The sequence below is a fragment of the Streptomyces sp. NPDC005141 genome (genome assembly GCF_053599975.1).
Genome location: NZ_JBSFYW010000074.1, coordinates 1 through 11335 on the forward strand (window position 1 = coordinate 1; position 11335 = coordinate 11335).

Consider the following 11335-nt stretch of genomic DNA (forward strand, 5'->3'; position numbering starts at 1 on the left):
GGGGACTCGACGGTCTCCAACTGGAGCGCGAAGTATCTGAAGGACGTGCTGGGCAGTTCGGAGCAGCTGTCGACCGTTCCGTACGACGTCGGTTCCGAGCCACTTTCGTGTGCGGTGCGAAACCACAGTCCGCACCAACGCTGCTGACAGGTCGGTTCCCTACCGTCCGGCGCATGACTGAGATTCAAGGACCCGCACACAAACGGAACATGACCCGGCGCAAGGTCGTCATCGCAGGTGGAGCGGCCGTGGCGGCCGTGGGCGTGGGCGGCGGTATCGCCGTGACCGCGTCCGCGGACGAGGTCACGACCGGCACCGCGGCGGCCACGTCGGGCGCGGAGACCTGCTACACGCTGACCTCGGAGACCACCGAGGGTCCGTATTACATCGACGCGGACAAGCTCCGCCGGGACATCACCGAGGACCAGGAGGGCATCCCCCTGACCCTCAAGCTCAAGGTGATCGACGCGGAGACCTGCAAGCCGGTCAGGAACGCCGCGGTGGACATCTGGCACTGCACGGCGCTGGGCGTGTACTCGGGCTACGAGGCGATGAGCAACGGCGGTGGCGGCGGCGCTCCGTCGGGCGGTCCCACGGATGCCCCGTCCGGCACCCCCTCGGGCACGCCGACCGGCGAACCTCCGTCCGGCGGGCCCTCCGGAGGCACCGGTGGCGGGCATTCCGAGCCCACCGACGACGAGCGGTATCTGCGCGGCACCTGGAAGACCGACAAGCACGGCTACGTCACCTTCAGGACGGTGTTCCCCGGCTGGTACCAGGGCCGCTGTGTCCACATCCATGTGAAGGTCCATGTGGACGGCACGTGGACCGATGCGGGCTACGAGGGCGGCCACACCTGCCACACGGGTCAGCTCTTCTTCGACGAGAAGTCGGTCCTGGCGTCGGCGGTGGTCTCCCCGTACTCCACGAACACCACCACCCGCACGACGCTGGACGAGGACACGATCTACCCGGACAACGGTCACGAGGGCGGGCTCCTGTACCTCTCGTACAACAAGAAGCACATCGGCAAGGGAGTCCACGCCCACCTGACGATGGGCGTCGCCCCGGACGAGACCCACGACAGCACGGACACCCAGCCGAACGCGTCGGCCTCGGCGTCGTAGCCCCGCCTTTCGGGGGACTCCCCGACCTCCAGGGCCCGGAACACCACTGGTTCCGGGCCCTTCTTGCCGAGGGCCCGGATCGCCCCGCTCCGGGGTGCCCGCGGGAGTTCACGCCGAGGTGGTCAGTTCGCACCAGATGAACTTGCCCGCGCTCCCGGGGCCTTGGGCTCCACCGAGCCGGTACCAGCCCCAGTCGTCCGCGCATCCCTGTACGAGGGTGAGGCCGCGTCCGGATTCGCCCAGCGCCCCTGGCGGAGCGAGGGCCGGCGGGGTGGCGTCCCCGTCCCACACGCCGATGCGGAGCACTCCGCGGGCCCAGCGGAGACGTATGGCCGCGGGGCCCTCGGTGTGCTGCACGGCGTTGGTGACCAGCTCGGTCGCGACGAGTTCGGCCACCTCCGCGAGATGCGGCAGGCCGTGCAGGGTGAGGATCAGGCGGAGGGCGCGGCGGCAGATCGTGACGGCCCGGGGGTCGTTGGGGACGGACACGGTGTACTCCCAGCGGTCGTCATCGGGTTCGCCGGTTTCGGGCATGCGGGACTCCTGGTCAGGGAGGGGGCGGCGGTCGCCGGGCGGTGGCAGTGTCGCCGCCGCCGTGGCAGGGCGGGGCGGTGCGCTTCCGGGGTCCCGGGGTTCCGCAGAGTGTGCGTCGCGTCACCGACGGTAGAGGAGAAATTTCTCCCCGTGCAAGCCGTTCGCGTAACCTGACACCCGAACGGGGTCCCAACCAGGGGCCTGAGCAGTGCCGTTGAGGAGATGAGCCGCATGGCTCCGAGGAGTCAGCCCACCGCGCGTCAGATTCGGTTGGGTGCCGAGTTGCGCAAGCTGCGGGACGCTGCCGGGTTGTCAGCCCGCGAGGCCGCGCGACTCCTGTCGTCCACATCTGCGCAGATGAGCCAGGTCGAGTCCGGGCTGTCAGGGGTCAGTGAGGAGCGTGTGCGACGGCTCGCAGCGCTCTACGCCTGTGCGGACGTGGAGTTGATCGGCACGCTGGTGACCATGGCGACGGATCGGACCCGCGGTTGGTGGGAGGAGTTTCGCGGTGTACTGCCACCGGGCTTCCTGGACCTGTCCGAGCTTGAGCATCATGCGCGCTTCATGGAGGTGATCTCTACTGCGCATGTGCCGGGCATGCTCCAGACGGAGGCGTACGCCCGAGCTGTATTTGCCTACATGGTGCCGGAGTTGCCTCCGAGTGAGCTGGCGCCGAGGATCGCCCACCGTATGCGCAGGCGGGTGGCCATCGAACGGGACGGGGCGGTTTCGTACGAGGCGATCCTGCACGAGTCCGTGCTCCGGACGCGCGTGGCCGACCGGATTGCGGCGCGGGCCCAGTTGGAGGAGATTCTGCGGCAGTCGGAGCGGTCGAACGTGACGATCCGCGTTGTCCCGTTCGACGTCGACGGATTCGCCGGTGCCAATGCGTCCATGCTGTACGCCGGTGGCCCCGTGCCCCAGTTGGACACCGCGAAGCGAGACGCGCCGCACGGGGGCCCGTTCCTGGACGCCCAGTCTCAGTTGGCTCGGTTCCGAACGCTCTTTCGTAAGGTGGAATCGGCGTCGCTCGACCCTGCGAAGTCGCGGGACTTTCTTCACCGCATGACGAAGGAGCTGTAAGAGCGTGATCCAGTGGCAGAAGTCCTCCTACTCCGGAGGCGGGGATGGCGACGAGTGCGTGGAAGTCGCCCTGCAAGAGGACACGGTGCTGCTCCGCGAGAGCGATGATCCGGAACGAATACTTGCTGTCACCCCGCAGGGGCTGGCCGCGCTTCTGGGTCGGCTTCGGGGGGACCGCCCAGGGTGATCACCGCGGGGTGGCTGCCGAGGGGCCGGGCGTTCCCCCGCCCGTACCGGCGCAGGCGGGGATCCCCCATCCGGTCAGCGCCAGCCACCAGCAGCCACCGGGCCACGCCGGGAAGGAAGGTCGACTCAGGTGTCGTACGTGCCGTCCCACGGCTCGGAGAAGCCGAGGCGGTCCGGGTACAGCTCGGCCCAGGCCTCGCCCTCGTCCAGGCCGGTCAGCAGGCCGAACAGCACGCCGTCGACGGTGAGCTGGAACGGCCGTATCGCGATGTCCGTGTACGAGCGCCGGGGCAGGCTGCGCAGCAGCTTCGCCAGGTGGACGCGGGCACGTGAGAGCACCGAGTTGTCGCCGTACGGGTCTCGTTGCTGCTCGGCCCAGGTACCGGCGCACCAGACCTCCGAGTCGCGGTAGCGGCCCTCGGAGTCGAAGGTGTGGAGCACTGTGTACAGACGTTTGTGCTCTTCCCAGCCGTCGTCGGGACGGAACCCTTCGGGGAAGGCGTACGTGATCGACGCCAGGAACTGACCGTCCGCGTACCGGCCGATTGTCTCGGTGCGGTGCTTCGGTTCGTAGGCGATCGGAATGACCTCGGGGACTGCCATGGCGGAAACCATACGGGTGATCGAGCACCTTGTGGAGCCGGGGTCCACTCCGGATCCGCGGGACCGGACAGAGGGTGGTTCTCCCGGCTCGTCGCCGGCTCTTCGCCGCGTCGCCGGCAGGCCCGCACGGGGCCCTCACCAGGCCTCCAGCCGGTCTCCGGTGCCTCGTCGGCGGCCTCGGCGGGCGCGGCCCGGATGCGTCGAAGAGGGGCACGGGACGCGTGGTCCCGCGCCCCTCTTCAGATGGTGAACCTCAGGCGCGGAGCCTCAGGAGAGTGACCGGTATCCGCTCCAGCCGGTGGCGATCTTCGTACGCGAACCGAACGATCCCTTGCCGTCCCCGCTGTTGCGGTACAGGTTGCCGCTGCTGTCACGGCAGACCAGGTCGACCCTGCCGTCGTCGGTGATGTCACCGACGCCGACGACCGCGTTGTAGGAGCTGCCCCAGTCGGCGAACACCTTCACGCGGGCGGCGAAGGTTCCGTCGCCCTTGCCGTTGTAGCGGTAGAGGGTGTTGGACGTGTCCTGGGCGAGCAGGTCGCCGATGCCGTCGCCGTTGAGATCACCGGCTCCGACGATCTTCTTGTAGCTCTTCCAGCTGTCGTAGAGCTTCACACGGGCGGACAGCGTGCCCGTGCCCGTCCCCTTGTAGAGGTAGACGGTCCCGCTGGACGCGACGCGCGCGATCAGGTCGGGGCGGCCGTCACCGCTCACGTCGCCGGGCGAGGTCAGGACGTCGTACTGCGTCCAGCCGCTCGTCGCGAGCGTGGTGTACGACGTCGTCGGTCTGACGGCGGCGTTGCAGCCCGGCTTGTAGAGGCGAAGGGCGCCGCTGCTCAGCCGTACGAGCACGTCGTTGCAGCGGTCGCCGTTCATGTCGCCGAAGGGGATCACCTTGACGGAGGTGGACCAGCCGGTGCCGGTGGTCTTGCTGCCGAACTTGCCCGTTCCCGTGCCCTGCTGGACGGTGAGACCGCCGGAGGAGTTGAGGGTGAGCAGGTCACCGCGGCCGTCCGGGCCGTCGACACTGCCGAAGTCGTGGCGTACGGCGGCTCCCTCGGAGAGGAAGCCCTTGCCGGTGGCCACCGTGGTCGCGGTGGAGGTGCCGGTGCCGGTCGCCTTCAGGGTCCAGGCGAAGTGGCCGTTGGGGAAGTGACTCCCGCCCGCCGTCTTGCCGTTCCAGTTCACGGACATCCGGGCGGAGACCGCGCCGCCGGTGATCGTGCGGGTAGCCCTGCCGGTCGCGCCGCTCTGCTCCGAGGTGAAGGTCAGTGACCAGGAGGTGACCGGCCGGGAGAGCTGCCAGTCTCCGGTCCAGGCGGTGGAGGCACCCGGCTCGACATAGCTGCCGGCCTCGCTCCGGAAGGCGGTCGCGGCGGACGGCGCGATCCCCGTGGTGGCGACGTGCGTCTGCTCGAACGTGTCGATCCAGGCGACCAGACCCGTGTACTCGTCCACGGTCCAGCGGTAGCGCCGGTCGGCGGCCAGGCCGCTGTCGGCGACCCCGGAGGCGGTCACGCGGGTGGTACCGGTGGCCGCCTCGGTCAGGATCAGCTGGTCGGTCGTGTGGTCGTGGCGGAGGGTGAAGCCGTCACCGAGGAGCACGTCACCGGGGGCGACCGAGCGGGACGTACCCGCCTTGGTGTCGTACACGCCCGCCGAGTTCGTGCCGCACGACCAGTAGACCCAGCGGCCCGCCGCCTGGAGTTCGCTCGGCACACATCCGAGGCCCGGAACCGTCACTGTGGCGAGGGTCTTCTCCTCGGTCAGGCTGTACGAGGTGAGCTTGCCGGTGGTGGAGGCGCTCCACAGGGTCGAGCCGTTCAGGGCGGCGGCGCGGACCGAGCGCTTCAGCTGCTGGCCCTGGCCGAACTCGCCGACGTACTGCATCGGCGTCGAGCCGCCGGAGTTGTAGACGGCGTAGTCGTCGGAGACATCGACGATCGTGCCGCCCGCGGTGCGGAATTCCAGGGGGTTGTAGCCGATCGTGACGAGCCGGTCCGCGTTTGGCAGGCCGCTGCCGCCCTCGTCGCCATCGCTGAACGTTTCCAGGTAGACGTCCCTGGGCCCGTTGCCGTAGTTGCCCCACATCGCCGAGCAGGTGGTGCCGGCGTACGGGCACTTGGGCCTGATGGAGCCGCTCTCCGTGGCCGGTGTCGCGGTCAACTGGCCCCCGACGCTTTCGATGGTGCGCCACGAGGAGGTGTCGGAGGTACTGCCGGGGTTGTCCTCCGCCACCCGCAGACTGCCCCGGCTGAGCGCCAGGCCCGTCTTCGCGTTCTCCGTCGCCGGGATCTGTGCGAGCTGCTCCAGGCCGGGCGTGCCGTCCGCGGCCTCGGTGAAGCGCCGCACCCACCAGTCGCTCGCGGCGCTGCCGCCGGTGACGAGGGCGGCGTCGCCGGACGCTCGGAGCACGTACGCCCCCGCCTTGGCCGCCAGGGTGCGTGAGGAGCCGTCCTTCAGGGAGACGGCCCGCAGCTCGCTGGTGCCGGTGCCGGTGTGCAGCGGGAGCAGCAGCCAGTCGCCGGAGAGCACCGGGGCACCGTCGAGCTGGGCACCGGGCGAGGGCAGGTCGATCACCTGCTCGTCGGCTTCGGGGTCCGTGCGGGGCTTGGCGTGCAGGTCGCCGCCGGCTGCGTCGTACCAGCCGATCCGGTCGTCACTGAGGACGGTGTACGGCCGTGCGTCCAAGCCGGAGAAGACCTTGGTGGCGGTGGCCGTCGCCAGGTCGAGGTAGTACAGGTAGCTGTCGACCTTGAACAGCACGCCGTGCGCGTCGGCGGCCGTGACCGCGCCCGAGGTGATCCGCATCCAGTCGGGCGTGATGGCGCGGGAGCGCCAGGCGCCGTCGACGAGGTCGTGCACCGACCTCTCGGTGAGGACCGTCCGTCCGGCGAGCCCCCGGTACGCCTCGTCCGAGGTGAACGACGTCGTCTTCCGGGTCGCCGGGTCCCACAGGGCTACGGAGCCGGCCGACGGCAGCGCTACCAGGTCGGCGTCGCTGCCGTACCAGGCGGTCGGACAGGTCGACGAGCCGATGCTCGCGCAGGCAACCGACGGCGTGTACACGCCGTCGGCGGTTCTGACGACCGTGCTGGTGCCGTCGGCGTAGTCCGTCCACAGCAGCCCGGTGATGCCGGTCTGCCGGTGCAGGAAGCCGCTCGCGCCGGCCACCAGCGGGCGGTCGGCGCGTGGTTGTGTGCCGACGGGGTCGGTCAGGGTGATCTCGGAGGTGGACCCGGCCGGTGCGGCCGGGTCCGCCGAGGCGCCGTTCTGCGGCAGAACGGCGATGGTGGCGGCCGCCACGGCGACCGCTATGGATGAGACGGCCGCGGCAAGGCCGCGCCGTCTCGGGGCGTGTCTGCCCACGTGAACTGTCCCTCCCCGCGAGGGCCCCCGCCCTCGCACAAGTGCGCGGACTTTACCAGGGCTTGACCGGGGTCCTGGCGGGGAGGGTGCCGTTTCGCCGCGGGTGAGCCGGGTCGGGCCCTCCCGCGGGGCGGCGCTACTTCGCCACGTACTGGGTGAGGATCGCCTGGACCTCGTAGATGTCGACGCCCTTGGTGAAGGTCTTCTCGATCGGGAGCGCGGTGCCCGAGACCCAGATCTTCAGCTCGGCGTCGAGGTCGAAGGTGCCGGCGGTCTCCACCGCGAAGTGGGTGATGCTGCGGTAGGGGACCGAGTGGTACTCCACCTTCTTGCCGGTGATGCCCTGCTTGTCGACCAGGATGAGACGGCGGTCGGTGAACAGGATGGTGTCGCGTATCAGTTGGTACGCCGCGTGGACCTGCTCGTTCTGGCCCAGGAGACGGGCGAAGTCCCCCTGCGCCGTAGCAGGGTCGATGGTGTGCGCGTTTCCGAAGAGCGCCATGGATGAACCCCCCACTCGGTGGACTCGTCTGCCCACTCGTGTCCCAGGAAGCCAACGGCTTCACATGATCATCACAAAGGTATACCGCCCGGACGAGGGCGCACAGAGGACGAGGAAGTTCCGCTCCCGGCGTGCGAAAGAGCCCGGGAACGGTTCGTTCGTTCCCGGGCTCCTGCCTACCGGCCGCCGTTACTCCGGCGAGCCGCCGAAACGCTCCTTGTACGACGCCAGGTCCTCGTCCGTGATCTTGGCGAAGAGGACCGGGGGAACGGTGAAGGGGGTGCCGGAGGGAAGGAAGCTCAGGGCGCGGGCCTCGTCCGGTGTCACCCAGGTCGCCGTGTCGTCCGCCAGGGCGAACGCCGAACGCATCGCGCGGGCGGACGCCGGGATGAAGGGCTCCGAGACCACCGAGTAGAGGTGGATCAGGTTCATCGCCGTGCGGAGTGTCAGCGCCGCGCCCTCGGGGCTGGTCTTGATCTCCAGCCAGGGGGCCTTCTCCTCCAGATAGGAGTTGCCGGCCGACCACAGGGCGCGCAGCGCGGCGGCCGCCTTGCGGTACTGGAGAGCCTCCATCTGGGTCTCGTACTCCGCGAGCAGACCCGCGATCTCCTCGCCCAGCTTCGCCTCGGCCTCGCCGGCCTCCGAGCCCGCCGGGACCTCCTCGCCGAAGCGCTTCTTGGAGAAGGACAGGACGCGGTTGACGAAGTTGCCGAGGGTGTCGGCCAGGTCCTTGTTGACCGTGGCCGTGAAGTGCTCCCAGGTGAACGACGAGTCGTCCGACTCGGGGGCGTTGGCGATGAGGAAGTAGCGCCAGTAGTCGGCGGGCAGGATGTCCAGGGCGTGGTCCGTGAAGACGCCGCGCTTCTGGGACGTGGAGAACTTCCCACCGTAGTACGTCAGCCAGTTGAAGGCCTTGACGTAGTCGACCTTCTTCCACGGCTCGCGCACGCCCAGCTCGGTGGCCGGGAACATGACCGTGTGGAAGGGCACGTTGTCCTTCGCCATGAACTGCGTGTAGCGGACCGGGTTCTCGCCGGAGTCCGCGTCGTACCACCAGGACTTCCAGTCGCGGTTCTCCGGGTCCTGGTCGGACCACTCCTTCGTCGCGCCGATGTACTCGATCGGGGCGTCGAACCAGACGTAGAAGACCTTGCCCTCCGCGGCCAGCTCCGGCCAGGTGTCGGCCGGGACCGGGACGCCCCAGTCCAGGTCACGGGTGATCGCGCGGTCGTGCAGGCCCTCGGTCAGCCACTTGCGGGCGATGGAGGAGGCGAGCTGCGGCCACTCGGACTCGTGGCGGGCCACCCACTCCTCGACCTCGTGCTGGAGCTTCGACTGGAGGAGGAAGAGGTGCTTCGTCTCGCGGACCTCCAGGTCCGTCGAGCCGGAGATCGCCGAACGCGGGTTGATCAGGTCCGTGGGGTCGAGCACGCGCGTGCAGTTCTCGCACTGGTCGCCGCGGGCCTTGTCGTAACCGCAGTGCGGGCAGGTGCCCTCGACATAGCGGTCCGGCAGGAAACGGCCGTCGGCGGGCGAGTACACCTGGCGGATCGCGCGCTCCTCGATGAAGCCGTTCTCGTTCAGGCGGCGCGCGAAGTGCTGGGTGATCTCACGGTTCTCCGGGCTGGAGCTGCGGCCGAAGTAGTCGAAGGCCAGCTCGAAGCCGTCGTACACGGCCTTCTGCGCGTCGTGCGCCTGCGCGCAGAACTCGTCGACCGGTACACCGCGCTCCTTGGCCGCCAGCTCGGCGGGGGTGCCGTGCTCGTCCGTCGCGCAGATGTACAGGACGTCGTGGCCGCGCTGGCGGAGGTACCGGGAGTACACGTCCGCCGGGAGCATGGACCCCACCATGTTGCCCAGGTGCTTGATCCCGTTGATGTACGGAAGGGCGCTGGTGATGAGGTGTCGAGCCATCGCGGGCTGCTCCCAGGTCGCTACGTGGGGCGACGATCGCGTCGGTTTCGCTGTCGGCGGGTCGTCGTCGGTGAACCTTGAAATCGTAGCCGACATGGGTGGGCCGCCCGCCTCCCGTTTTAAGGGGTGGGAAGGGGCGGCCCGGTGGTGCGGGGGCGTCCGGGGATTACGGGCGCCAGTTCTCCAGAACGCCGTCGTAGACCTCGACGTCCGTCAGTTCGCGCGGGGACGGGCCCGCGTGGAAGAAGGCCGTGTTCCCGGTCTTCAGCCGGCGGAGGTAGTCGAAGGCCTTGTTGTCGTGCTCGCCGAAGGCGACGAAGGAGAAGAAGACGCCCGGGTGGTCCTTCGCCGCGTCCGTGAGGGACTGGGTGGCGGGGGTCTTGGCGTCGGGGGCGCCGTCCGTCTGGAAGATCACCAGGGCCGGGTCGGTGGTGTCCGACTTCTGGTAATGGGTGACGACTTCCTCCACCGCGGCGTGGTAGCTCGTACGGCCCATGCGGCCGAGGCCGGCGTGCAGGTCGTCGACCTTGTTCTCGTGCTCGGTGAGCGTGAGAGCGCCGGTGCCGTCCAGCTCCGTGGAGAAGAAGACGACGTGGACGGTCGCGTTCGTGTCCAGGTGGGCGGCGAGGGCCAGGGCCTGCTCGCCGAGGGCCTGTGCGGAGCCGTCCTTGTAGTACGCGCGCATGGACGCGGAGCGGTCGAGGACGAGGTAGATCTTGGCACGGGTGCCGGTGAGGTCCCGCTTCTGGAGCGCGGTACCCGCTTCGTTGTACGCCGTCACCAGGGCCGGGGCCTCGGACTTGACCCGCGTCTGCGGGACGGCGGGGGCGCCCGGGGTCACCTCGGCCTCGGCCTCGGCGTCCTCGTTCCCACCCGCACCACCCGTGCCGCTCTCGACCTCGGGTGCGGGTGCCACCTGTGGGGCCTCGCCGCCGTCGGCGGCCGCGGGCTCGTCCACCTGCGCGGCCACGGGGGTGACCTCCTCGGCGACGACCGGCTCCGTCTCGACGACAGGCTCCGCCACGGCGGGCTCGGGCTCGACGATCGCCTCGGTCTCCGCCACGGCGGGCTCGGGCTCGACGACCGGCTCGGCCTCGGCCACGGGCTCCGGCTCGGCTTCCGTCTCGGCGACGGGCTCCGTCTCGGCGACGGGCTCCGCCTCTACGACGGGCTCCGCCTCCACGACCGGTTCGGCCTCGGGCTCGGCAACGGCCTCGGGCTCGGCCTCTACGACTGCTTCCGCCTCGACCGCGGCGGGCTCGGGCTCGACCGTCGGCTCGGCCGCAGCGGCGGCAACCGGCTCGGCCTCCGTCTCGGCGGCGGGCTCAGCCTCCGCCTCGGCGACCGGCTCGGCTTCGGCGACCGGCTCGGCTTCCACCGTGGCGACCGGCTCCGCCTCGGCGGCGGGCTCGGCCTCCGCCTCGGCGACCGGATCCGCCTCCACGGCGGGCTCGGGCTCGGCCTCGGCCACCGGATCCGCCGCGGGTTCCGCTTCCGGCTTCGCCTCCGCGGGCGTTTCCGGGGTCTCTTCCGTCGGCTGTTCTGCCGTGGGGGTCCCCTCCGAAGCGGGGGACGAGGTCTGCTTCGGCACCGTCACGTTGTCGAAGGCGGCCGAAACCAGCTCGTCGACCACGGAGGGCTGGGGCTCGGAGGAGGGAGCCGGAATCTTCGGCTCGGCCTCCGTCACCCGGGCGGAGGCCGGCTCGGCCTCCGGGGACGGTGCCGGCTCCGTGGCGGGAGCCGGGACCGTCGGAGTCGACGTTGCCTCTCGCGAGGTCTCCACGTCGGCGTCACGACCCTTGCGTGAGCGGCCGAACGCATTCCGCAGGAGAGTGAGAATGCCCATGTGCGCAACCCTTCGCGTGAGTTGATCCCGTCAATCCCTGGCCAGGACGGACACGTAAGGTTAGCGGCCACAGATGGTGATCTTCGGCAGGGGCGGCACACCGCTCCGGCAGGGGCGGCACCCCGCCGAGCTGGCACGTCAACACCCGTACAGCTCCTGCGGGTTCACTCC

9 protein-coding genes are annotated in these 11335 nt (G+C 69.9%); 3 read left to right on the forward strand and 6 right to left on the reverse strand.

From position 1 onward, the window contains the following. The first annotated feature begins 173 nt into the window (after positions 1-173). Complete coding sequence (locus ACWD68_RS36225; RefSeq protein ID WP_451810714.1) at positions 174-1127, forward strand: intradiol ring-cleavage dioxygenase; 954 nt, start codon at positions 174-176, stop codon at positions 1125-1127. Between the two features lie 108 nt (positions 1128-1235). Here ACWD68_RS36225 and ACWD68_RS36230 read toward each other — a convergent pair whose 3' ends face one another. Further along, a complete protein-coding gene (locus ACWD68_RS36230) occupies positions 1236-1661 on the reverse strand; it encodes an ATP-binding protein (RefSeq protein ID WP_451810715.1) in 426 nt (141 codons plus the stop codon). Between the two features lie 231 nt (positions 1662-1892). On the opposite strand from ACWD68_RS36230, the gene ACWD68_RS36235 reads away from it, so the two are divergent. Next, complete coding sequence (locus ACWD68_RS36235; RefSeq protein WP_451810744.1) at positions 1893-2744, forward strand: helix-turn-helix domain-containing protein; 852 nt, start codon at positions 1893-1895, stop codon at positions 2742-2744. 4 nt (positions 2745-2748) lie between these two features. Beyond that, complete coding sequence (locus ACWD68_RS36240; RefSeq protein WP_451810716.1) at positions 2749-2931, forward strand: DUF397 domain-containing protein; 183 nt, start codon at positions 2749-2751, stop codon at positions 2929-2931. Between the two features lie 125 nt (positions 2932-3056). Here ACWD68_RS36240 and ACWD68_RS36245 read toward each other — a convergent pair whose 3' ends face one another. From ACWD68_RS36245 to ACWD68_RS36265, 5 genes are all read right to left on the reverse strand, one after another. Further along, a complete protein-coding gene (locus ACWD68_RS36245; protein WP_451810717.1) occupies positions 3057-3533 on the reverse strand; it encodes a hypothetical protein in 477 nt (158 codons plus the stop codon). Positions 3534-3800: 267 nt separating this feature from the next. Continuing rightward, positions 3801-6839, reverse strand: a complete 3039-nt coding sequence (locus ACWD68_RS36250; RefSeq protein WP_451810718.1) for an FG-GAP repeat domain-containing protein — start codon at positions 6837-6839, stop codon at positions 3801-3803. 199 nt (positions 6840-7038) lie between these two features. Then, positions 7039-7404 carry a PH domain-containing protein gene (locus ACWD68_RS36255; RefSeq protein WP_451810719.1) on the reverse strand — a complete coding sequence of 122 codons (366 nt, stop codon included), beginning with the start codon at positions 7402-7404 and terminating at the stop codon, positions 7039-7041. A 189-nt stretch (positions 7405-7593) separates the two neighbouring features. Beyond that, positions 7594-9318, reverse strand: coding sequence for a methionine--tRNA ligase (metG, locus tag ACWD68_RS36260; RefSeq protein ID WP_451810720.1), 1725 nt, complete (start codon positions 9316-9318; stop codon positions 7594-7596). A gap of 166 nt (positions 9319-9484) precedes the next feature. Then, a complete protein-coding gene (locus ACWD68_RS36265) occupies positions 9485-11164 on the reverse strand; it encodes a VWA domain-containing protein (RefSeq protein WP_451810721.1) in 1680 nt (559 codons plus the stop codon). Positions 11165-11335: the final 171 nt, after the last annotated feature.

What these genes read in the sequence shown, in the direction of transcription:
- ACWD68_RS36225 (WP_451810714.1), top strand. Translation starts at nt 174, where the DNA reads ATGACTGAGATTCAAGGACCCGCACACAAACGGAACATGACCCGGCGC.
- ACWD68_RS36230 (WP_451810715.1), bottom strand. Translation starts at nt 1,661, where the DNA reads ATGCCCGAAACCGGCGAACCCGATGACGACCGCTGGGAGTACACCGTG.
- ACWD68_RS36235 (WP_451810744.1), top strand. Translation starts at nt 1,893, where the DNA reads ATGGCTCCGAGGAGTCAGCCCACCGCGCGTCAGATTCGGTTGGGTGCC.
- ACWD68_RS36245 (WP_451810717.1), bottom strand. Translation starts at nt 3,533, where the DNA reads ATGGCAGTCCCCGAGGTCATTCCGATCGCCTACGAACCGAAGCACCGC.
- ACWD68_RS36255 (WP_451810719.1), bottom strand. Translation starts at nt 7,404, where the DNA reads ATGGCGCTCTTCGGAAACGCGCACACCATCGACCCTGCTACGGCGCAG.
- metG (WP_451810720.1), bottom strand. Translation starts at nt 9,318, where the DNA reads ATGGCTCGACACCTCATCACCAGCGCCCTTCCGTACATCAACGGGATC.
- ACWD68_RS36265 (WP_451810721.1), bottom strand. Translation starts at nt 11,164, where the DNA reads ATGGGCATTCTCACTCTCCTGCGGAATGCGTTCGGCCGCTCACGCAAG.